At 74.7% G+C, this 21,644-nt stretch carries 17 protein-coding genes; 12 read left to right on the top strand and 5 right to left on the bottom strand.

The genetic code is table 11. The features are described from left to right. Positions 1-88 precede the first annotated feature (88 nt). From iolD to iolC, 4 genes are read right to left on the bottom strand one after another with little or no spacing between them, the layout of a single operon-like run. Entirely contained in the window at positions 89-1,933 is a 1,845-nt protein-coding gene (iolD, locus tag ACVCAH_RS17260; RefSeq protein ID WP_447137165.1) for a 3D-(3,5/4)-trihydroxycyclohexane-1,2-dione acylhydrolase (decyclizing), read from the bottom strand. Continuing rightward, positions 1,933-2,829 (bottom strand): 5-deoxy-glucuronate isomerase, encoded by an 897-nt coding sequence (iolB, locus tag ACVCAH_RS17255; protein WP_447137164.1) that lies wholly within the window; start codon positions 2,827-2,829, stop codon positions 1,933-1,935. Before iolB ends, iolD begins: the two co-directional genes overlap by 1 nt. Then, a complete protein-coding gene (locus ACVCAH_RS17250; protein ID WP_447137163.1) occupies positions 2,826-3,713 on the bottom strand; it encodes a Cgl0159 family (beta/alpha)8-fold protein in 888 nt (295 codons plus the stop codon). Before ACVCAH_RS17250 ends, iolB begins: the two co-directional genes overlap by 4 nt. Further along, positions 3,710-4,693 (bottom strand): 5-dehydro-2-deoxygluconokinase, encoded by a 984-nt coding sequence (iolC, locus tag ACVCAH_RS17245; protein WP_447137162.1) that lies wholly within the window; start codon positions 4,691-4,693, stop codon positions 3,710-3,712. The genes ACVCAH_RS17250 and iolC overlap by 4 nt, the downstream gene beginning before the upstream one ends. Positions 4,694-4,883: 190 nt before the next feature. On the opposite strand from iolC, the gene ACVCAH_RS17240 reads away from it, so the two are divergent. The 12 genes from ACVCAH_RS17240 to ACVCAH_RS17185 all read left to right on the top strand — a co-directional run bounded on the left by ACVCAH_RS17240 (position 4,884) and on the right by ACVCAH_RS17185 (position 18,156). Then, complete coding sequence (locus ACVCAH_RS17240; protein WP_447137161.1) at positions 4,884-5,621, top strand: GntR family transcriptional regulator; 738 nt, start codon at positions 4,884-4,886, stop codon at positions 5,619-5,621. 152 nt (positions 5,622-5,773) lie between these two features. Next, entirely contained in the window at positions 5,774-7,171 is a 1,398-nt protein-coding gene (locus tag ACVCAH_RS17235) for an extracellular solute-binding protein (protein WP_447137160.1), read from the top strand. Next, positions 7,146-8,093, top strand: a complete 948-nt coding sequence (locus ACVCAH_RS17230; RefSeq protein ID WP_447137159.1) for a carbohydrate ABC transporter permease — start codon at positions 7,146-7,148, stop codon at positions 8,091-8,093. The genes ACVCAH_RS17235 and ACVCAH_RS17230 overlap by 26 nt, the downstream gene beginning before the upstream one ends. Then, a complete protein-coding gene (locus ACVCAH_RS17225) occupies positions 8,090-8,971 on the top strand; it encodes a carbohydrate ABC transporter permease (protein WP_447137158.1) in 882 nt (293 codons plus the stop codon). The genes ACVCAH_RS17230 and ACVCAH_RS17225 overlap by 4 nt, the downstream gene beginning before the upstream one ends. After that, positions 8,971-10,149, top strand: coding sequence for an ABC transporter ATP-binding protein (locus tag ACVCAH_RS17220; protein WP_447137157.1), 1,179 nt, complete (start codon positions 8,971-8,973; stop codon positions 10,147-10,149). The genes ACVCAH_RS17225 and ACVCAH_RS17220 overlap by 1 nt, the downstream gene beginning before the upstream one ends. Positions 10,150-10,151: 2 nt before the next feature. Then, positions 10,152-11,360: a CehA/McbA family metallohydrolase gene (locus ACVCAH_RS17215; RefSeq protein ID WP_447137156.1), complete on the top strand. Its 1,209-nt coding sequence runs from the start codon at positions 10,152-10,154 to the stop codon at positions 11,358-11,360. Next, positions 11,351-12,262 carry a sugar phosphate isomerase/epimerase family protein gene (locus tag ACVCAH_RS17210; RefSeq protein ID WP_447137155.1) on the top strand — a complete coding sequence of 304 codons (912 nt, stop codon included), beginning with the start codon at positions 11,351-11,353 and terminating at the stop codon, positions 12,260-12,262. The genes ACVCAH_RS17215 and ACVCAH_RS17210 overlap by 10 nt, the downstream gene beginning before the upstream one ends. Then, positions 12,259-13,407, top strand: coding sequence for a Gfo/Idh/MocA family protein (locus ACVCAH_RS17205; RefSeq protein ID WP_447137154.1), 1,149 nt, complete (start codon positions 12,259-12,261; stop codon positions 13,405-13,407). The genes ACVCAH_RS17210 and ACVCAH_RS17205 overlap by 4 nt, the downstream gene beginning before the upstream one ends. Continuing rightward, a complete protein-coding gene (locus ACVCAH_RS17200) occupies positions 13,404-16,151 on the top strand; it encodes a glycoside hydrolase family 38 N-terminal domain-containing protein (RefSeq protein ID WP_447137153.1) in 2,748 nt (915 codons plus the stop codon). Before ACVCAH_RS17205 ends, ACVCAH_RS17200 begins: the two co-directional genes overlap by 4 nt. Positions 16,152-16,459: 308 nt before the next feature. Further along, a complete protein-coding gene (locus ACVCAH_RS17195) occupies positions 16,460-16,777 on the top strand; it encodes a hypothetical protein (protein ID WP_447137152.1) in 318 nt (105 codons plus the stop codon). Between the two features lie 122 nt (positions 16,778-16,899). Continuing rightward, on the top strand, positions 16,900-17,403 hold the full coding sequence (locus ACVCAH_RS17190; RefSeq protein ID WP_447137151.1) for a winged helix-turn-helix transcriptional regulator: 504 nt from the start codon (positions 16,900-16,902) through the stop codon (positions 17,401-17,403). Between the two features lie 54 nt (positions 17,404-17,457). Continuing rightward, on the top strand, positions 17,458-18,156 hold the full coding sequence (locus tag ACVCAH_RS17185) for an SDR family oxidoreductase (protein WP_447137150.1): 699 nt from the start codon (positions 17,458-17,460) through the stop codon (positions 18,154-18,156). A gap of 45 nt (positions 18,157-18,201) precedes the next feature. On the opposite strand, the gene ACVCAH_RS17180 is transcribed toward ACVCAH_RS17185, so the two are convergent. After that, positions 18,202-21,621 carry a DUF3892 domain-containing protein gene (locus ACVCAH_RS17180; RefSeq protein ID WP_447137149.1) on the bottom strand — a complete coding sequence of 1,140 codons (3,420 nt, stop codon included), beginning with the start codon at positions 21,619-21,621 and terminating at the stop codon, positions 18,202-18,204. Positions 21,622-21,644: the final 23 nt, after the last annotated feature.

The raw sequence follows: 21,644 nt of genomic DNA, 5'->3' as shown, positions 1-21,644 counted from the left end.
AACTCATCGGTGCGCGACCCGGCGGCGGAGGGTATGCCGCGGGACCAGGCCCGTGGCCCCTACCAGGGGGCGCGGGAAGCGACGGGGGTCAGGCGGGCCGCAGGTGGGTGCGCCGGCTCTTGCGGCCCGCCTCGTACGCGGCCCGGGCGGCCCGCCCCTGGTCGGTCGTGGACACCTCGGCGACCGGCACGTCCCACCAGGCGCCGCCGTCCGGGCCGGCCTCGAACCGGTCGGTGACCACGTGCACCACGGTCGTCCGGGTCGCCGCCCTCGCCGTGTCCAGCGCCGCGCGCAACTCCTGCATGGTCGACACCCGGATCAGGTCGGCGCCGAGGCTGGCCGCGTTGGCGCCCAGGTCGACCGGCAGCGGCGCCCCGGCCCGGTCGACGTAGGCGGTGCCGAGCCGCTGCGCGCCGACGCTCTCCGACAGCCGGCCGATCGAGGCGAAGCCGGAGTTGTCGACCAGCACCACGACCAGCTTGACGCCCTCGGCGACCGCGGTGGCCAGCTCGCTCGGCAGCATCAGGTAGGACCCGTCGCCGACCAGCACGAAGACCTCGCGCTCCGGCGCGGCCAGCTTCACCCCGATCCCGCCGGCGATCTCGTAGCCCATGCACGAGTAGCCGTACTCGACGTGGTAGCTCTTCGGGTCACCGCTGCGCCACAGCCGGTGCAGGTCGCCGGGCATCGAACCGGCCGCGCAGACCACCACGCCGCGGTCGCCGGCGGCGTCGTTGACCGCGCCGATCACCGCGGTCTGGGTGGGGCGCGCCTCCGGAGCGGCGTGCCGGGCGGCGTCCGCCACGGTCGCCCACCGCTCGCGCAGCCGCGTCACCGACTCCCGGTAGGCCGGCTCGGTGGTCCAGCCGGCGCAGGCCGCGTCGAGGGCGGCGAGGCTCTCCCGGGCGTCGCCGACGACCTGCGTACCGGAGAGCTTCGCCGCGTCGAAGCGGGTGACGTTCAGGTTCACGAATCGCACGTCCGGACCGAAGAGGGTGCCGGAGGCGGTGGTGAAGTCGCTGTAGCGGGTGCCCACCCCGATCACCACGTCCGCGCCGGCCGCGATCTCGTTGGCCGCGGTGGTCCCGGTGACACCGACCGCGCCGAGGGCGAGCGGATGGTCGTAGGGAATCGCCCCGGTGCCAGCCTGGGTCTCCGCCACCGGCACCCCGTACTCCTCGGCGAACTGGCGCAGCGCCTCGGTGGCCCCGCTGTAGATCACGCCACCGCCGGCCACCACCAGCGGCCGGCGGGCCGTCCGCACGATCCCGGCGGCCCGGGCCAGCGCCGCGATGTCCGGCAGCGGTCGCGGCACGTGCCAGACCCGTTCGGCGAACAGTTCATCGGGCCAGTCGTACGCCTCGGCCTGCACGTCCTGCGGCAGGGCGAGGGTGACCGCGCCGGTCTCCGCCGGGTCGGTGAGCACCCGCATGGCGGCCAGCAGCGCCGCCGGCAGCTGCTCGGGCCGGTTGATCCGGTCCCAGTAGCGGGAGACCGGCCGCAGCGCGTCGGTGACGCTGACGTCGTAGGAGCGCGGATCCTCCAGCTCCTGGAGCACCGGATTGGCCACCCGGGTGGCGAAGATGTCGCCGGGCAGCAGCAGCACCGGCAGCCGGTTGATGGTGGCGCCGGCGGCGCCGGTGACCAGGTTGGTCGCGCCGGGGCCGATCGAGGTGGTGCAGGCCAGGGTGCTGAGCCGGTCGGTCATCCGGGCGTACGCCGCCGCGGTGTGCACCATGCCCTGCTCGGTACGGCACAGGTGGTAGGGCAGGTCGGCGCCGGCGGTGGCGAGCGCCTCGCCGAGGCCGGCGACGTTGCCGTGGCCGAAGATGCCGAAGCAGGCCGGGATCAGCCGTTGCCGCCGCCCGTCGCGTTCGGACCACTGCCGGGCCAGGAAGGCCACGACCGCCTGCGCCACCGTCAACCTTGGCATCACGCCTCTTTCGTTCCGGGCCGGGTCAGCGGCAGCCGCGGGTCGACCGGCTGGTCGGCCCAGCTGCCCCGGATCCAGCCGTGCCGGGGATCGTCCACGCAGGCCATGGTCCGGTTCGCGGCGGGCCCGGCCAGCACGTTGAGGTAGTACAGGTCGTAGCCGGGCGCGGCCATCGACGGCCCGTGGTAGCCGTACGGGACGAGCACCACGTCGCCGGTGCGCACCTCGGCCAGCACGTCGATCGGCCGGTCGGCGGCGCCGTAGACCCGCTGGTAGCCCGCCGGACCGGCGCCGGGCGCGCCGCCGGCCACCTCGAAGTAGTAGATCTCCTCCAGCGCCGCCTCCACCCGCCCGTCGTCGTGGACGCGGTCCTCCTCGTGCTTGTGCGGCGGGTAGGACGACCAGTTACCGCCGGGGGTGAGCACCTCCACGGCGACCAACCGGTCGCAGTCGAAGGCGTCCGGCGCGCAGAAGTTGTTGACCTGCCGGCTGGCCGGCCCGGCGCCGCGCAGTTCCACCGGCACGTCCCGGGTCGCGCCGTAGCGGGGCGAGAGCCGGCGGGCGGCCCGCGACGACGGCAGCGCGAAGCGGCCCTCGCCGCGGATCGTCGCGGTGGCGTCCCGGGGCAGGTAGGCGAAGTCGGTGACCGCGGCGAACACCGACTCGCGCCCGGTCAGGGTGAGCCGCAGCCCGTCGCAGTGCACGGTGGCGGCGCCGGCCAGCGGCAGGACCAGCATCTCCTCGTCACCGGTGGCGAAGCTGACCTCACCGCCGGCGGGCAGGGTGAGCACCCGCAGCCCGGCGTACCGCCAGCCGGCCCGCTCCGGGGTGACCTCCAGCGCCCACGGCTCGCGGGCGGTGCCGCCCCACGGCAGGTACGCCTCGCCCGTCCTCATGCGTCCTGCCCGGTGGGCAGCAGCGACCCGGCGACGTCCACCGCGGCGGCCACGTCGTCGTCCGGCGGGTAGAGCAGGGCCCGGCCGACCACCAGGCCGCGCACGCCGGGCAGCCGCAGCGCCCGCTGCCACCGCGCGTACACCACGTCCGGCGCCTCCACCGGGTCGCCGCCGAGCAGCAGGACCGGCAGCGTGGTCGCCGCCATCACCCGCTCCATCTCGTCGATGGCCGGCAGCTTCAACCAGGTGTACGCGCTGGTCGAGCCGAGCGCCTGGCCGACGCTGACGCCCTTGATGACCGCCTCCGGGTGCAGGTCGGCGGCGACCCGGCCGCCGGTGCGGGCCACCCAGAGCGGCTCGACCAGGGCCACGGTGCGGTGCGCCGCGAGGGCGGTGACCGCCTGGGCGCAGGCCTGCAGGGTGGAGGCGGTGCCCGGGTCGTCCGGGTCGATCCGGCAGAGCATCTTGCCGCCGTCGTAGCGCATCGCGGCGATGCTGTCGGCGTCGTAGGCGGTGAACCGGTCGTCGAGTTCGAAGGTGGCGCCGGAGAGGCCGCCGCGGTTCATCGACCCGATGGCCAGGCGGTTCTCCAGCGCCCCGAGCAGCAGCAGGTCCTCCAGGATGTCCGGGGTGCCGAGCACGCCGTCGACGCCCGGCCGGGACAGCGCCACGCGCAGCCGGTCGAGCAGGTCCACCCGCCCGGCCATGGCCATCGGCCGGTCCCGCACCCCGAGAGCGCCGCGGGCCGGGTGGTCGGCGGCGATGACGAACAGCGGCCGCCCGGGCTCGGGCCAGGGCCGGCGGGTACGGCGGGCGGCGGCCTCGGCGATCGCCTGCGGCCGGTGCGCGCGGGTGTGGGTCAGCGCGTCGTACTCGGTGCTCACCGGTCTTCTCCTGTCAGGACGGCGGTCGACGACGCCGCACGCGGCGCGGGGTCCCCGGCCAGCGCCGCGGTCTCGGCGTAGTCGGGCATGGCGGCGGAGCAGGCCAGGCGGGAGGCGACGATCGCGCCGGCGGCGTTGGCGAAGCGCAGCGTCCGCTCCAGCGGCCAGCCGCGCAGCAGGCCCAGGCAGAACGCGCCGCCGAACGCGTCGCCGGCGCCGAGCCCGTTGACCACGTCCACCGGCACCGGCGGCACCCGTACGCTCTGCGTCGCGGTGCGGGCCAGCACGCCCGCCGGGCCGAGCTTGACCACGGCGAGCCGGGGCCCGCGGTCGAGCAGCAGGTCCGCGGCCCGGTCCGGGTCGCGGGTGCCGACCGCGACCTCCACCTCGTCGATGTTGCCGACGGCGACGGTGACGCGGGGCAGCGCCTCGGCGACCGCCGCGGTCGCGGCGGCCGGGTCGGGCCAGAACATCGGCCGGTAGTCCAGGTCCAGCACGGTGTGCTCTCGGCCGTCCCGGGCGGCCAGCGCGGCGGTGTGCGCGTCCCGGCTGGGCTGCTGGCACAGGCCGGTGCCAGTGAGCCAGAAGACCCGGGCCGCCGCGATCGCGTCGAGGTTCAGCTCCTCGGGGCGGATCTGCAGGTCCGGCGCGGTGGGGGTGCGGTAGAACCAGAGCGGGAAGTGGTCCGGCGGGAAGATCTCGCAGAAGGTGATCGGGGTGGGCAGCCCGTCGACCGGGCGGACCTGGCTGTCGTCCACACCGAACTCGCGCAGCGCCCGGTGCACGTAGTCGGCGAACGCGTCGGCACCGGTGCGGGTGATAACCCCGGCGCGCAACCCCTGCCGGCTGGCCGCGACCGCCACGTTGGTGGGGCTGCCGCCGAGGAACCTGCCGAACGTCTCCACCTCGGCCAGCGGCGTGGCGACCTGCAACGGGTAGATGTCCACCCCGACCCGGCCGATGGTGAGCACATCGAGCATGCGGCGCCCTCCGTCCCGGCCGGCGTCGGCGTGCCCGCCAGCTCGATTCCGTCCCTGATTGGTAACAGTGCTCTGCGAGTTGTGTCAATGTGTTGTCATGACATCCGTGCTCTGCGCTCGGTGACCGCTTCGGTACAGTGGCGCCCATCATCACGCCCCGATCCCGCGCAGCCGAAGCGAGGAGGCTTCCGTGACCGGCCCCGAGATCGCCGTCGACCGCAGCAGCCCGGTCCCGCTCTACTTCCAGGTCGCCGAGCAGTTCGCCGCGGCGATCCAGCGCGGCGACCTGGCCCCGGGTGACCGACTGGACAGCGAGTTGCAACTGGCCGACCGGCTCGGGCTGTCCCGGCCCACCGTGCGGCAGGCCATCCAGCACCTGGTCGACAAGGGGCTGATCGTCCGCCGGCGCGGTGTGGGCACCCAGGTGGTCCGGGGCGAGGTCCGCCGGGCCGTCGAGCTGACCAGCCTGCACGACGACCTGGTCCGGGCCGGCCAGCGACCGTCCACGTCGGTGCTGGAGCTGGCCACCGTGGCCTGCCCGGCGGCGGTCGCCGCCGCGCTCGGCCTGCCGCCCGGCAGCGAGGTGCAGCACCTGCGCCGGCTGCGGTTCTCCGACGGCGAACCCCTCGCGGTGATGGAGAACTGGCTCCCGGTCGACCTGCCGCGGCTCACCATGGAGGCGTTGCAGGCCGACGGCCTCTACGCGATCCTGCGCGCCGGCGGACGGCGGATCCGCGGCGCCCACCAGCGGATCGGGGCGCGGGCCGCCACCGCCGCGGAGGCGCAGATGCTCGGCGAACGGCGCGGCGCGCCGCTGCTCACCATGACCCGCACCGCGTACGACGACCAGGGCCGCTACGTCGAGCACGGCGCGCACATCTACCGGGCCAGCCGCTACTCCCTCGAGGTGACCGTCGCCGAGCGGTGACGGTGGATGTTTCGCGCTCATTTCAGTGACAGGTATTTACGTCGTCAAGCTGTCATGACATTGTGGCCGCAAGCACCGCCGGCGGCGGACGTGCGGCCGGTGGTGACCCCGCGAGTCTCTTCGAAGTCTCTCCTTGCGAAGGGAAACAGCCCATGTCAGCCAAGCCGAGACACGCAGCAGGCGTGCTCGCCGCGCTCACCGCCGTCGCTCTCACCGCCACGGCCTGCGGCGGCTCGGACGAGCCCGCCGGCAAGGACGCCAAGAACATCACCCTCACCATCTCCGCCAACGCGATCGCCGGCGGCAAGAACTCCGCGGGTGCGGAGTGGATCGAGAACTGGGTCATCCCGAAGTTCGTCGAGGCGCAGAAGGCCAAGGGCGTCACGGCCAAGGTGACGTTCGTGCCCAGCGGCGTCGACGACGAGCAGTACAAGACCAAGCTGGCCCTGGACCTGCGTTCCAAGGGCGGCGCCGACGTGATCGCCGTGGACGGCATCTGGGTCGGCGAGTTCGTCCAGGCCGGCTACCTCAAGCCGCTGTCCGAGGTGGCCGGCGACCAGGTCGACTCCTGGGAGGGCTGGTCGCAGATCCCGGACACCGTGCAGGGCCTCGGCTCGTTCGAGGACAAGCGCTACGGCATCCCGCTCGGCACCGACGGCCGGGTCCTCTACTACAACAAGAAGCTCTTCGCCCAGGCCGGCCTGCCCGCCGACTGGCAGCCCAAGAGCTGGCAGGAGATCCTCGACGCCGGCGCCAAGCTCAAGGCGCTGCCCGGGGTGACCCCGATCCAGATCAACGCCGGCACCGCGATGGGCGAGGCCACCTCGATGCAGGGCGCGCTGCCGCTGCTGGTCGGCGCCGGCGGCGAGATCTACAAGGACAACAAGTGGGCCGGCGCCAGCCAGCCGGTCAAGGACATGCTCGACTTCTACACCAAGGTCTACGGTGGCGGGTTGGGCGACCCGAAGCTGCAGCAGGAGGCGAAGGGGCGCGACAAGTCCTTCGCGGAGTTCGCCGCCGGCAAGATCGGCATCCTGGCCGAGGGCGACTACTTCTGGCGCAGCGTGGTGAACCCCAAGGACGGCATCGCCAAGATGGCCGACCGGGACACCACCGTCGGCTACGCGATGATCCCGGCCAAGCAGCCCGGCGCGGGCATCCGCGGGCAGGACTTCGTCAGCATGTCCGGCGGCGGCGTGCGGGTGCTCAACCCCAACTCCAAGTTCCCGTCCCAGGCGTGGGAGCTGCTGTCGTTCATGCACTCGGCGGAGGCGGTCAAGGCCGAACTGGCCGGGGCCACCCGGATCACCGCCCGCACCGACGTGAACAAGGAGGTCCTCGCGGCCGACCCGATGCTCAACTTCGTCGCCGAGAAGGTGCTGCCGATCACCGCGTACCGGCCGCCGCTGGCGGTCTACCCGCAGGTGTCGGTGGCGCTGCAGGAGGCCACCGCCGACGCGACGGCGGGCAAGAGCGTGGACGAGGCGGCCGCGGCGTACCAGAAGAAGGTCGAAGGGTTCGTCGGTGGTCCAGGTAACGTCACCTCCTGACGAGGTGGTCGAGGGAGCGCGCCCGGTCACGGGCGCCTCCCCGGCCCCCGACGCCGCCGGGCTCGGCCGGGCCCGGGCCACCGGGTTCCTCGTCCCCGCCATGGTGCTGATCCTGGTCTTCCTGGTGGTGCCGGCCGCGTGGACGATCTACCTCGGCATCACCAACTACCGGCTGACCGGCCTGGCCGCCGCCAACCCGGAGATCGTCGGCCTGGACAACTACACCCAGGCGCTGGGCGACGAGCGGTTCCGCACCTCGCTGCTGCTGACCCTCCAGTTCGTCCTCGGCTCGGCGGTCATCGGCCAAGCCGGGCTCGGCTTCGCCATCGCCTTCGCGCTGCGCGACCGCCGCGGCCCGCTGCGCCGGGTGGTCGAGGGGTTCGTCCTGCTCTCCTGGATCCTGCCCAGTTCGGTGGTCGCCTTCCTGTGGATCGCCCTTTTGGACCGGGACGCCGGCACGCTCAACGCGCTGCTCGGCATCCCCGGGATGGCCTGGCTGCTCGACTACCCGATGCTGTCGATCATCATCTTCAACACCTGGCGCGGCACCGCGTTCTCGATGATGCTCTACGCCGCCGCGCTGGAGAACGTCCCCCGCTCGCACCTGGAGACCGCCCGGCTGGCCGGCGCGTCGACCTGGCAGCAGCTGCGCGACGTGGTCTTCCCCCGCATCCGCGGGCACGTGCTGACCAACCTGCTGCTGATCAGCCTCTGGACGTTCAACGACTTCGCGCCGTTCCTGATCACCGCCGGTGGCCCCGAGCAGCGCTCGGAGATCCTGCCGGTCTACGTCTACAAGGTGGCGCTCTCCGGCGGCGAACTCGGCTTCGGCGCCGCGATCTCGTTCATCATGCTGCTGATCAACCTGGTCATCGCGCTGGTCTACCTGCGCATGCTGGGGCGGCGGAAGGAGCCGGCGTGACCGTCACCACCGCGACGCCCGCACCCACCACCGAGCCGACCGGCGAGCGGCCCACCGTCGCGGTACGCCACCTGCTCGCCCAGATCGGCCGCTACACGTTCCTCTGCGCCGTCCTCGGGTTCTTCGCGCTGCCGCTGCTCTGGCTGGCCACCGCCCCGTTCGACGACACCCCGACCATCACCGCCTCGCTGCCGCAGTTCACCCTGGACAACTTCCGCGCCCTGCTGGACAACCCGTACGCGGTGAGCTCGCTGCTCAACTCCGTCTACCTGGCCGGCGGCACCGCGGCGCTGGTGGTGACGTTCGCCGCGCTCGCCGCGTACGCGCTGAGCCGGGTCCGGGTGCCCGGCCGCGACGCCCTGCTCTACGGGCTGCTGCTGCTGTCGTCGATCGTCACCGGCACCGCCACCATGGTGCCGCTGTTCGAGCTGGCCTTCCGGCTCAACCTGATCGACTCCCGGCTCGGCGTGATCCTGATCCTCAGCGGCGGGCTGCTGCCCGCGGCCATCTTCATCCTCAAGGACTTCATGGACTCCACCCCGACGTCCTACGAGGAGTCGGCCCGGGTCTTCGGCGCCAGCCCGTTGCAGATCATGCGGCACATCGTGGTGCCGGTGGTCCGCCCCGGCCTGGCCACCGTCGGGGTGTGGGCGGTCGCCAACGTCTGGGGCAACTTCCTGGTGCCGTTCCTGCTGCTGCGCGGGCCCGACAAGGCCCCCGCCGCAGTGATCATGTACACCCTCTACACCGAGGGCGGCCAGGCCGACCTGCGGCTGCTCTCCACCTTCTCGCTGCTCTACTCGCTGCCGGTGGCGCTCATGTTCGTCTTCGTCAGCAGCCGGTACGGATTCCGCTTCCACGGAGGGATCAAGCGCTGATGTCCGCCATCACCATGCGCGAGCTGACCAAGGTCTACCCCAACGGGGTACGCGCCCTGGACGCCCTCGATCTGGAGATCGCCGACGGCGAGTTCTTCGCCCTGCTCGGCCCGTCCGGCTGCGGCAAGACCACGCTGCTGCGCACCATCGCCGGGCTGGAGGTCGCCTCCGGCGGCAGCGTGCACATCGGCGACCGCAACGTCACCAACCTGCCGCCGGGCAAGCGGGACGTGGCCATGGTATTCCAGGACTACGCGCTCTTCCCGCACATGACCGTGCAGGACAACATCGCCTACCCGCTGCGGATCAAGAAGGTCGACCGGCGCGCGCGGGCCGGCAAGGCCGCCGAGACCGCCGACGAACTCGGCCTCTCCGCGCTGCTGCAACGCCGTCCGGGGCAGCTCTCCGGCGGCCAGCAGCAGCGGGTGGCGCTCGCCCGGGCGATGGCCTGCCACCCGCAGGTGTTCCTGCTCGACGAGCCGCTGTCCAACCTCGACGCCCGGCTCCGGCTGGAGGCGCGGACCTTCCTCAAGCGGCTGCAACGGGAACTCGGCGTCACCACCGTCTTCGTCACCCACGACCAGGCCGAGGCGCTCGCCCTCGCCGACCGGATCGCGGTCATGGAAGGCGGCCGGATCCGCCAGGTCGGCACCCCGACCGAGGTGTTCCGCCGCCCCGCCAACACCTTCGTCGCCGGGTTCATCGGCTCCACCCCGATGAACCTCGTCGACGCCCGGGTGGCCGGCGACGAATTGGCCGTGGGACGGGCCCGGCTGCCGCTGCCCGAGGACGCCCACGGCCAGGTCACCGACGGCGAGCCGCTGGTCTACGGGGTGCGCCCGGAATACCTCGACTACTCCCCCACCCCGGTCCCCGGCGCGCTGACCGGGCAGGTCGTGGTGGTGGAGAACCTGGGCAGCGTCTCCCTGGTCTCCCTCGACGTACCCGCCGGCGACACCGGCGACCCGGCGGGCGCGGACGGCGACGCGGGTGCCACCGGCCCCGCGACCAGCGTGCAGGTCGTCGTCGCGGAGGGCAGCGAACCCGAACCGGGAGACACCGGCTGGGTGGTACCCCGGCCCGGGCGGTCCCTGCTCTACCGCGACGGCAACCTGGTCACCGTCGCCGAAACGGCGAGCGTCCCGGCCCCCCGCGCGGGCGCCGCCGTCCAGGGCTGACCATGGCCGCGCACCGGGGCAGGTGGACCCTGCAAGACCGCGCCGACGACGTGATGCAGGCCCTGCCGGTCACCGTCGCGCCCGGCACCGCCGCGCTCACCGTCCGGCTGGACTACCCGCGCCAGGCCGGGGTGCTCGACCTCGGCTGCGTCGGCCCGGCCGGCTTCCGCGGCTGGTCCGGCGGCGCCCGCGACGGCTACACCATCGCCGCCGACTGGGCCACCCCCGGCTACCTGCCCGGCGAGCTCGAACCCGGCGAGTGGCAGGTGCTGCTGCGGCTGCACCGCATCCCACCCGACGGGCTGGACTACGAGGTCACCGCCACCACCAGCAGCACCGCGCCGCCCGTACCCGAGGCGCCGGCCGCGCCACCGCGCCCGGACCGGCCGCCCCGCCGGGACCTGCCCGACGTCGACGGCCGGCGCTGGCTCGCCGGCGACCTGCACGCGCACACCGTGCACAGCGACGGCGCGCAGACCATCGACGAACTCGCCGCGCTCGCCGCCGCCCGCGGCCTGGACTTCCTCGCCGTCACCGACCACAACACCGTCAGCCACCACCCGTGGCTGCCAGCCGCCTCCGCCCGCTACGGCATCACCCTGCTGCCCGGCCAGGAGGTGACCACCGACCGGGGGCACGCCAACGTCTTCGGCCCGGTGGGCTGGGTCGACTTCCGCCGGCCGCCCGACGAGTGGCTCGCCGCCGCGCGGCGCGACGGCGGGCTGATGTCGGTCAACCACCCGCTCGGCGGGGACTGCGCCTGGCGGCAGCCGCTGGCCGACCGCACCCCGCTGGTCGAGGTGTGGCACTCCGGCTGGTGGGACCGCACCTGGGGCGCCCCGCTGGCCTGGGCGCGGGCGTGGCGAGCGGATGTCGTACCGGTCGGGGGCAGCGACTTCCACCGCCCCGGCGCCGACGCGCTGCCCGGCTCCCCCACCACCTGGGTGCTGGCCGACCGCGACACCGCACCCGGGGACGCGGTGCTGGACGCGCTGCGCGGCGGCCGTACCGCCATCTCCGCCGACCCCGACGGGCCGCTGCTGCTGCGCCTCGGCGACGAGTTGCTGGCGCTCGACGCCGACGGCGCGCTGCTGGCCTACCCGGACGGGCGGCACCGGCTGGTCCGCGGCGACCGGTGCCTGCTACCGGCCGGCCACGGGCTGCACGTCCTGGAGTCCCACCGCATGGAGGTGATCGCACTGTGCAGCTGACCGGACGCACACGGGTGGCCGGCGCCCCCGTCAACTACGGCATCTACCAGAGCACCGACGCACCCGTCGGCCCCGAGGACCTGCTCGCGGCGCTGGCCGACGACGGCTACACCGGGGTGGACTCCGGTCCGATCGGCTACCTCGGCACCGGCGAGACCCTCGCGCGCCGGCTGGACGCGGCCGGCATCGCGCTCGCCGGCGGCTGGGTCGACCTGCGCTTCGCCGACCCGGCCGGCTTCGCCGAGGACCTGGCCCAGCTCGACGCCGCGCTCGACGTGTTCACCGCCGCGCCGGCCGACGACCCCCGGTTCGCACCCCGGCCGACCCTGGCCTGCCCGGGCAACCCGGCCCGGATGGCCCGCCCGGGCACCCCGACCGACCTGGCGTCGGCGCTGCCCGGCGCCGCCTGGCCGGACTTCGCCGCCCGGGTGCAGCAGGCCGCCGACCGGTGCCGTGACCGCGGCCTGGAGCCGGTGTTCCACTACCACCTCGGCACCGACGTGGAGACCGAGGCCGAGGCCGACCGGCTGCTGGAACTCACCGACATCAACATCTGCCTGGACACCGGGCACCTGCTGCTGGCCGGCGGCGACCCGGTGGCCGCGGTACGCCGCTGGGCCGGGCGGATCGGCCAGGTGCACGTGAAGGACGCCGACCTCGCCGCCCACGCCCGGGTCCGGGCGGCCGGCGGTGGGCTGATGGACATGGTCGCCGCTGGGGGCTTCTGCGCCCTGGGCCGCGGCGACGTCGACCTCGCCGGGGTGCTCGCCGGCCTGGACGCCACCGGCTACACCGGCTGGCTGGTGATCGAGCAGGACGCCCCCGAGGACGGCCGGGACCTCGACCGGATCCGCGCCGACCAGCACGCCAACCTCCGCCGGCTCGAGGAGGCCCTGCGATGACCGAGCCGGGCAAGCGGATCCGGATCGCGGTGGCCGGGCTGGGCATCATCGCCCGCACCGTGCACCTGCCGCTGCTGCAACGCCGGGCCGATCTGTTCGAGATCGTCGCGCTGGCCGACCTGTCCCCGTCGCGGGTGACCGAACTGGGCGAGCGGTACGGCGTCGAGCCGGCCCGCCGCTACACCGACGCGGCCCGGATGGTGACCGACGGCGGCTGCGACGCGGTGCTGCTGGCCACCTCCGGCTCGCACGGCGAACTGGCCGCGCTGGCGCTGCGCGCCGGACTGCCGGTGCTCTGCGAGAAGCCGCTGGCCTACACGCTCGCCGAGACGGCCCGGCTGGCCGAGCTGGGAGCCGGCGGCGCGGCGCTGATGGTCGGCTACATGAAGCAGTACGACCCCGCGGTGGCCGAGGCCGCGCGGCTGCTGGCGGAACTCGGCGGCGCGGAGCGCGTGCACGCGGTCGAGGTGACCGTGCTGCACGCCGGCGGCGACCGGCAGCTGCGCTTCGCCAACCTGCCCCCGGCCCCCGGCGACGTGCCGGCCGAGGAGGCGGCCCGGCTCTCCGCCGCCGACCGCGGGCTGCTCGACGCCGCCGTCGGCGCCGACCCGGGCGCCCGCGCCCTCTACCAGATCCTGATCAACAGCATCTCGCACGACCTGTCCCTGCTGCGGCTGTTCACCGGCGCCCCGGCCACCGTGGAGCACGTAGCCACCTGGCCGCTGCGCCCCGACGGCCCGGTCGAGCCGTCGGTCGAGGTCAGCGGGCGGCTGCCGGGCGGCGCCCGCTACGGGATCCGGTGGCTCAACCTGCCGGACTACCCCGCCTACCGCGAGACGGTCACCCTGCACCACGCCCGCGGCTCGCTGGAGCTGGTGTTCCCGTCGCCGTACCTGCTCAACGCGCCCACCACGCTGACCGTGGTGGACGGCCACGGCGGCGGCGAGCGGCGGGCCGCGTTCCGGTCGGTGACTGAGGCGTTCGAGCAGGAACTGGTCGCGTTCCACGCGATGGTCACCGCGGGCGTCGCGCCGCTGACCGGCATCGCCGAGGGCGCGGCCGACGTACGGACCAGCCTGCAGGTGGTACGCCGCTACGGTGCGCTGACCGGGGTGGCGATCAGCGGAGAGGCGGCGAGCCGATGACGCGACCGACCGACATCATCGTGGTGCCACACACCCACTGGGACCGCGAGTGGTACGAGCCGTTCCAGCGGTTCCGGCTGCGGCTGGTGGCGCTGCTCGACGAGGTGTTCGACCGGATGGAACGCGACCCGCGGCAGCGGTTCACCCTGGACGGGCAACTCGCCGCGGTCGACGACTACCTCGAGGTCCGCCCGGAACGGCGCGAGCAGGTCATCGCCCTGGTGCGCGCCGGGCGGCTGGCGGTGGGCCCGTGGCAGATCCTGCTCGACGAGTTTCTCTGCTCCGGGGAGAACATCGTCCGCAACCTGGAACGCGGACTGGCCCGCAGCGCCGAGCTGGGCGGAGCCATGCCGGTCGGCTACCTGCCCGACATGTTCGGCCACATCGCCCAGATGCCGCAGATCCTGGCCGGCGCCGGGCTGACCCACGCCTGCGTGTTCCGCGGCGTACCCGAGCGGATGCGCCGCCACGCCTTCGCCTGGCAGGCGCCCGACGGCACCACCATCCGCACCGAGTACCTGCCCGGCGGCTATGGCAACGCCGCCGGCCTGATGGACGATGCCGCGCAGGTCAACCGCCGCGCCGGCGACCTCGCCACCAAACTGGCCGGGTGGCGGTTCGACGGGGAGGACGGCCCGGCGCTGGCCATGTACGGCACCGACCATGCCGCCCCGGCGCCGGACGCCCCCGACCTGCTGGCCGCCGCCGACCTCGCCGACACCCGGCTGCGGTTGGGCACCCTGGCCGAGTACTTCGCCACCCAACCGGCCACCGTCGACGGCCTGCCGGTCATCCGCGGCGAGCTGCGCTCGCACGCGCGGGCCAACATCCTGCCCGGCGTGATCTCCGTCCGCGGCCAGCTCAAGCGGGCGATGAACCGCGCCGAGCGGCGCGTCGAACGGTACGCCGAACCGCTCGCCGCGCTGACCCACGACGCGTCCGTGCAGCGCTTCCTCGACATGGCCTGGACCCGGCTGATCGACGCCAGCTGCCACGACTCGGTGACCGGCTGCGGCTGCGACGAGACCGCCGAGCAGGTCGCCGCCCGCCTCGCCGAGGCCGACCAGCTCGGCCGGGCGGTCTGCGACCTGGTCGGCGCGCGGCTGGCCGCCGCCGTGCCCCGGGACGGCTACCTGCTGTTCAACCCCGCCCCGGCGGCCCGCACCGCGCTGGTCCGCCTGGACGTGGAGGCGCCCGCCGACGGCACCGTGGCGCTGGTCGACGCCGCCGGCCGCAGCGTCGCCGCCCAGGTCCTCGACCGGGGCCGCACGCTGCTCGCCGACGACGTGGTGGCGGCGGCCGACCTGCCGGCCGTGCTCACCCGGGTGCACGGCCGGGAACTCTACGGCCAGGAGGTCACCGCCTGGTCGGTGTCGCCCGACGACGCCACTCTCACCTTCCAGGTGGCCCGGCACGGCGACCCCGCCTTCGACGTGGAGGACGTCCGGCTGGCGCTCGCCGCCGCCGGGCCGGCCGACCGGTGGCGGGTGCGAATCCTCGCCGCTCCCCGGGCCACCGTCGCCGCCCTGGTCGAGGTGCCGCCGCTCGGGCGCGCCGCGGTCCGGCCGGTGCCCCTGCCGGCGACCGCGACGCCCGGATCCGCGCCGGTGACCGTGGCCGGCCGCGTCCTCGACAACGGTCTGCTGCGCGTCGACGTCGCCGAGGACGGCACGCTGGCGCTGACCACGCCGGACGGCGTGACGGTGGACGGGGTCGGCCGCGTCGTCGACGGCGGCGACGTGGGCGACAGCTACAACTACGCCCCACCGGCCGCCGACGAGCTGGTGGACAAGCCGCGGGCGGTGCGCACCGTGGTGCGCCACGACGGGCCGCTGGTGGCCGTCCTGGACGTGGTGCGGGAGTACCGCTGGCCGGTGGCGGCGGACGTCGACGCGGGTTCCCGCGCGGTGGACCGCGAGCCGATCACCGTCACCACCCGGGTCGAGCTGCGCTGCGGCGAGCCGTTCGTCCGGCTGCGTGTCGAGTTCGACAACCGCTGCGACGACCACCGGGTCCGGCTGCACCTGCCGCTGCCGTCGCCGGCCGACGCGTCGTACGCCGAGGGGCAGTTCGCCGTCGTCGAGCGGGGCCTGACCGCGGAGGGCGGCGGCGGTGAGGTGCCGCTGCCCACCTTCCCGGCGAACGGGTTCGTCGCCGCCGGCGGGACGGACGGCGCCCTCGCCCTGCTGTTGACCCAGCCCACCGAGTACGAGCTGACCGACTCCGGCCGGGAACTGGCGGTCACCCTGCTGCGGTCGATCGGGATGCTGTCGCGCAACCGGCACGCCCTGCGCGACGAGCCCGCCGGCCCGCAGCTGCCGACGCCCGAGGCGCAGTGCCGCGGCACCCGCACGGTCGAGCTGGCGGTGCTGCCCTACCGGGGCGCCTGGCACGAGGCCGGGGTGCTGGCCGCGGCCGAGGTGTACCGGCACGAGCTGTTGGCCTTCCCCGGCACCGCCGACCCGGCCACCGCGCTGCCCGCGCCGACGGGCGGGCTCGCCGTCGACGGCTCCGGCGTCGCGCTGACCAGCGTGCGGGACCGCGCCGGCCGCACCGAGGTACGGCTGGTGGCGCAGACCCCGGCGGACACCGTCGCCGTGCTCGGCGGGGCGACCATCCGGGGGGCGTGGCGGGCCGACCTGCTCGGCCGGCCCGGGGAGCCGCTGGCCGTCGACGGTGACGGGTGCGTCCGGCTTCCGCTGCGGGCCTGGGAGATCGCCACGGTGCAACTCGACCTGAGCTGACCGTCAGCGAGATCGACCGCGACCGGGCCGGCGCGCCGGTCGGTGGCGTCCGGCGGGGGCGGGTCCCGCCGGCGCCGCACCGGCACTGCGGACGGCGCGACGACCGGTCGACGTGTGGTCCGGCTGGCCGGTTGCGCCCGGCCGGACGGGCACGGGCGCACGGCCATCCGTCCCATCTCACCTCCGGACAGTGGGATTTTCGGGCGAAAACACCCTCATAACCGGCGCGGCGTAACGCTACGAGGTTTCGCGCGCGCTCAAACTGGTGAAGGTGGGCCCAGCACCTGCGCCCAGGGGGGGGATCTTTCGTGTCCGACACCAGCCTCGACCGGTCCGACCACCAGGTTGACCGTCCAGAAGAGGTGACCGACCCGCTGCTGTGGAAGCTGGCTCTGGAGGTGGCCGACGCCCACGAGCCGGGCGACGACGGCGGCTGCCGCAACCTGCTCTGCACCGGTCAGCCCTGGCCCTGCGAGGCCTGGAACAACGCCCAGCGCGCGCTGAGCGTGGCACGGACCGACGCCTCAACGGGGGCGCCTGCCGACGCCGACGCCCGGGAGCCGCGCGCCGCCTGGTCCACCGCCGCGCCGGCACAGCGCCAGCCGGCGTCCCGGGTTGCCGCGTAACACGACCATCAGACGGATGCCGACCGCCCGACGGGTGGTCGGCATCGTCGTATCCGGGCCCGGCCGGTCTGTGACGTAGCTGACTTTGGGGAAGCTAAGTCAGCAGGGGTAGCGTCACCGGCATGACCGACGACCTGCTCGCCGACCGGGACTCCTGGCTGGCCAGCACCTGCTCGATCGCCAGCGCCCTCGACGTGGTCGGCAACCGCACGACCCTCCTGCTGCTGCGGGAGGCGTCGCTGGGCACCCGCCGTTTCGACGCGTTCGCCCGCCGGGCCGGCGTCAGCGAACCGGTCGCCGCCGCCCGGCTCAAGCAGCTCGTCACCGACGGGCTGCTCGAGCGGCACCCCTACCGGGAGCCCGGCCAGCGCACCCGCGACGAGTACCACCTCACCCGCAAGGGCGCCGAGCTGCTGCCGGTGCTCACCGCGCTGCGCCAGTGGGGCGACGCCTGGGCCGCCGACGAGGCCGGGCCGTCCATCCGCCTCGAGCACCACGACTGCGGCGCCGCCGTGCACGCGCGACTGCGCTGCGACGCCGGCCACGACGTGGCCGCCGACGAGATCGCCGTACGCCCGGGGCCCGGCCTGCGCCGCGCCGACCGCGACGCGCCGACGGCGTCCTGAACCCACCCGCCGGCGCGTGACCGTCACCCGCCGAACCCACCCAGGAGTACGCACATGAAGATCGCCGGAACCACCGCCCTCGTCACCGGCGCCAACCGGGGCTTCGGCCGGCACCTCGCCGCCGAACTGACCGGCCGGGGCGCCACCGTGTACGCCGGCGCGCGCAACCCCGACCAGGTCGACCTGCCCGGCGTCACGCCGGTCCGGCTGGACATCACCGACCCCGCCTCGGTGGCCGCCGCGGCCGACCTCGCCCGGGACGTCACGCTCCTGGTCAACAACGCCGGCTCGGCCACCGGCGCGGACCTGCTGGACGCCGACCTCGACCGCATCCGGCTGGAGATGGACACCCACTTCTTCGGCACCCTGTCCATGGTGCGCGCGTTCACCCCGGTCATCGCCGGCAACGGCGGCGGGTCGATCCTCAACGTGCTGTCCGTGCTGTCCTGGGTGAGCTTCCCGCACCTCGGCGCGTACAGCGCGGCGAAGTCCGCCGAGTGGTCGATGACCAACGCGCTGCGCGCGCAGCTCGCCGACCGGGGCATCCGGGTCGCCGGCCTGCACGTCGGGTACATGGACACCGACATGGCCGCCGGGGTCACCTCGCCGAAGTCCGACCCGGCCGACATCGCCCGGATCGTGGTGGACGCCATCGAGGCCGACTCGTACGAGATCCTCGCCGACGAGGTCAGCCGGCAGGTGCGGGCCGGGTTCGCCGGTGGGGTCGCCGCGCTCTACCCGCAACTGCCCTGACGACGCGGAGGTGGTGGCACCGACCTGGTGCCACCACCTTCGCGTTCACCGGACGTGGTCGCACTCCGGCAGGCTGTCGAGGTTGTTCGGGGAGGCGTCGTCGGCCACCGTCCGCAGGTACGGCCGGCCCAGCCTCGGCCGGACCACCCGGATGGCGGTCCGCGCCGTGCCCGGCTCCTGCACGAAGAACGCGAACCGCCCGCTGCCGATCAGCTCGATCGCCTCCGGCACCGGGATCAGGAAGTGACTGCCGTCGCCGTTCTGCCCGCCCAGCCCGATCGTCGTCCCGTTCAACGTCCGCACGCAGCTCACCCGCACCGGCACCGCGGCGTCGTGGTACTCGGTGTCGGCGACCAGCGCCACCTGCAGCCAGCCCTCGCTGGCCACCGACGGCTCGTTCGGCAGCAACGCGTCCGGGGTGCTCGGCACCACCGTGTCGCTGGTCCACTCCCCGGGCCGGGGCCGCCGGTGCCAGTGCCACGAGCCACGCACGTCCTGCGGCAACGGCAGCCGCGTGGTCTCCAGGTCGCGCAGCACCGGGCCGTGGCGCAGCGCCGGCGACAGCCGGGACAGGGCCGGCGCCGTCCACTCCCGCAGCAGCCCCACCGACTTCTGCGGTACCAGCCCGGCGGTGACGTGCACGTCCGATCCGGGCACCATCAGCAGGGTCAGCGGCACCGGCACCCCCGGGTTCACCGTGAACACCCCGGAGGTGTCCACGTACGGGGAGGTGATCGGGTCCGCGCCCGGCAGCGCGGCCACCCCGCTCCCGTCCGGCAGCCCGGGCGCGAGCAGCGCCACCGCCGGGTCGACGATGTGCAGCCGGTCCATGTCGTCACCGACGCAGTACGCCAGCAGCCCGTCCTGCGCCCGCGACAACGTGCCCAACCGCACCGGTACACCGGTCCGCGCGTTCTCCGGAGGCTGCCGCGGATCCTCCACCTCCACCTTCAGGTACGCCCGCACCACCGCGACCGGCCGGCCGAGCAACAGCGCCAGATGCTCGTCGCCGGCCCGGCCGGTCACGTCCACCGTCCACCGGGTGGTGTCGAGCACCCGCAGCAGCGACTCCAGCGCGCTCTGCGCCCCACCGGCCGGATGGCCGTCCGCCCGGGCGGTGGCCAGCGCGTTGTCGGCGGCCAGCATGCGGTCGGCGAACCGCGCGAGCAGCGGATTCGGCAGGAACCGGCTCGGCGGCGCGCCCAGCGTCGCCGGTCGACCCGGATCCTCCTCCCAGGCGGTCACCGTCTCCGGGTCCGGCCGCAGCCGCCCGTAGCCGCTGCCCTTGTCGTCGAAGAACTCCAGCGTCCGGTCCACCAGCGACGGCACCAGGTATCCGCAGACCGGGCTGACCCCGGCGTCGGCATCGCGAGGTGAACCGGAGGCGTCGGCGAAGCGCAGCAGCACCCGGGCCGGGGCGGTGAACCGGGGCCGCAGCGCGGCCAGATCCGGGTGCCCCGGCACGGCCAGCGTCACCCCGTGCGTCACCGGTGCCGGCGTCGCCACGTCGGGGCCGAGCACCTCCAGGAACCGGCCGAAGCCGTCCACCAGGCGGGCCCGGTCCACGCGCAGGTATCCGGCGCGCAGGGCGACGAAGTCCGGCGCGCGCGGCGGCTGCGGCGGCTGCGCCGAGTCGGTGGCGTTCGGCGCGTCCACCACCAGGCCGGTGGCGTCGCGGCGCAACTGCTCGGCGATCCCCACGAGCTCGCCGGAGAGCAGGTCGCGTTCGGCGTCCTGCGCGTCGATCGTGCCGTCGAGCAGCGCGGCCGCCGACGCGGACAGCATCACCCGCCCGCGCAGCGTGCGGCCGGTCTCGGCAACCGGTTCGGTCACCGCGGCCGGCAGGTCGTAGTCGACCTCGCCCAGCGGCCAGTCGTGTGCACCGCCCGGGGACGGCAGGTAGCGGGCCGTCCACTCCAGCAGCAACGGGTTCCACGGCCGGCTCGGCGGGGTCACCCCCACCGGGCTGGGCAGCTGCCCCTCCACCACGGCCCCGGGCGGCGCTGTCGTCGGATCACCCACGCCCGGGTCGAACGACGCCCACCAGGCGGCCCGTGCGGCGGCCACCGGGGACGGCTCGGTGGCGGTGGACCGGGCCAGGTCGGGCGCGGAGCCCGGGTCGAGGCTGGCCAGCTCGACGAGCAGGTCGGTGGCGACCGCCGGCACCCCGTACTGCGGCAACAGCCCGGCCAGCGAGGTGGGCGGCAGCACCGCCGCGCCCCGGCCGGAGTCACCGCCGGCGACACCGAACCCGCGTACCGTCTGCCCGTCCACCCGGCACAGCAGGTTGCCCAGCTCGGAGTAGCGGCCGTCCGCGCCGTGCTTCGGGCTGCGCCCGCCGCCGGCCACCACCAGCGCCGGCTCCAACGCGTGCCACACCCGCGGCCGGGTCCGCTCCACCTGCACGAACGACCCGCCACCGGCGGCGCCGCCCGAGCCGGTCGCCGGCTGCCAGATGTACTCGTTGCCGGCCGCCGCCGGGGTCGAGCCGAACCGGCTCTGGTGCAGCGAGGCATCCAGCTGGGCGGGACCGTCGGCGGCGGTGACGTCGGCCAGCGCGCCCTGCAGCAGCGCCTCGACCATCCGGGCCGCGTCACTCGGGTCGTCCGGCTCCGCGGCGACCGACGCGAGCGCCTCGGCCAGGGTCTCCCCCAGGGCCAGCGCCACCTGGTCCGGTGCGGGACGGTAGTCGGCCTCCCGGCCGAGCAGCCCGCCGTCACCCGGCCAGTTCGGCGCCGGCCAGCCGATGGACACCGCCGCCGCGTGGTAGACCGACCGGTCCGGCACCGGCTGGTCCTCGTCTCCGTCGCCGTCCTCGTCGAGCGGCGGGTGGACCTGCCAGCCGAGGTCCTCCATCCGCTCGGCGTGTGCCGTCTCCCCGGTCACCTGCAGCGGGTCCCGGGACAGGTCGGTGTACCAGCCCACCACCAGGTACGCCACCGGCCCGGTCACCCCGGTCAGCTCGTCGTGCAGCGCGAACCGGTGGGTCACGTTGTCGTAGTAGCCGGCCCAGCCGAGGTCGCCGTGACCCAGCGCGGTCAGCGGGGACTTCGGTGCGGCACCGGGGGCGGGCAGGGTCGGGCCGGTCAACGCGCGGTCCACCCGCACCGGCTCGATCGCGCCCGCGTACGGCAGCAGCCACGCCTCCACCGCCCGCGGACCGGGCGTCGCCGCGCCGGAGAGCCGCACCACCAGCCACCGGTCGGGCACCGGGGGGAAGGTGGTGGCGCCGGTGTCGTCGGCGACGCCCCGGGTCAGCCCGTCGGGGAGCCCCCAGTGCAGGTGCGCGCCCGGCGGCCGGGCGGTGGACCGGGCGCTGAACGGCTCGGGCAGCAGGTCCTGCTGCACCCGGCCGCTGGCGGGCGGGGTGGGCCGGGTCAGCGCGGTGTTCGCCCAGTCGGACGCGGCACCGGGCTCCCGGACGACCAGGACGTCGAGCGCGACCGGGACGAGGAGAGTTGTCACGGAAGGGGCTCCCTTGTTCGGGG

Source organism: Micromonospora sp. LZ34 (assembly GCF_052981855.1).
Note: the sequence above shows the minus strand (reverse complement) of the source record. Positions and strands in the feature narration are given on the sequence as shown.

Bases quoted from the DNA above. Each gene is read 5' to 3' on its own strand.
- ACVCAH_RS17215 (WP_447137156.1), top strand. From the start codon at position 10,152: ATGGCCGCGCACCGGGGCAGGTGGACCCTGCAAGACCGCGCCGACGAC.
- iolC (WP_447137162.1), bottom strand. From the start codon at position 4,693: ATGCTCGATGTGCTCACCATCGGCCGGGTCGGGGTGGACATCTACCCG.
- ACVCAH_RS17235 (WP_447137160.1), top strand. From the start codon at position 5,774: ATGTCAGCCAAGCCGAGACACGCAGCAGGCGTGCTCGCCGCGCTCACC.
- ACVCAH_RS17190 (WP_447137151.1), top strand. From the start codon at position 16,900: ATGACCGACGACCTGCTCGCCGACCGGGACTCCTGGCTGGCCAGCACC.
- ACVCAH_RS17200 (WP_447137153.1), top strand. From the start codon at position 13,404: ATGACGCGACCGACCGACATCATCGTGGTGCCACACACCCACTGGGAC.
- iolD (WP_447137165.1), bottom strand. From the start codon at position 1,933: ATGCCAAGGTTGACGGTGGCGCAGGCGGTCGTGGCCTTCCTGGCCCGG.
- ACVCAH_RS17220 (WP_447137157.1), top strand. From the start codon at position 8,971: ATGTCCGCCATCACCATGCGCGAGCTGACCAAGGTCTACCCCAACGGG.
- iolB (WP_447137164.1), bottom strand. From the start codon at position 2,829: ATGAGGACGGGCGAGGCGTACCTGCCGTGGGGCGGCACCGCCCGCGAG.
- ACVCAH_RS17185 (WP_447137150.1), top strand. From the start codon at position 17,458: ATGAAGATCGCCGGAACCACCGCCCTCGTCACCGGCGCCAACCGGGGC.
- ACVCAH_RS17205 (WP_447137154.1), top strand. From the start codon at position 12,259: ATGACCGAGCCGGGCAAGCGGATCCGGATCGCGGTGGCCGGGCTGGGC.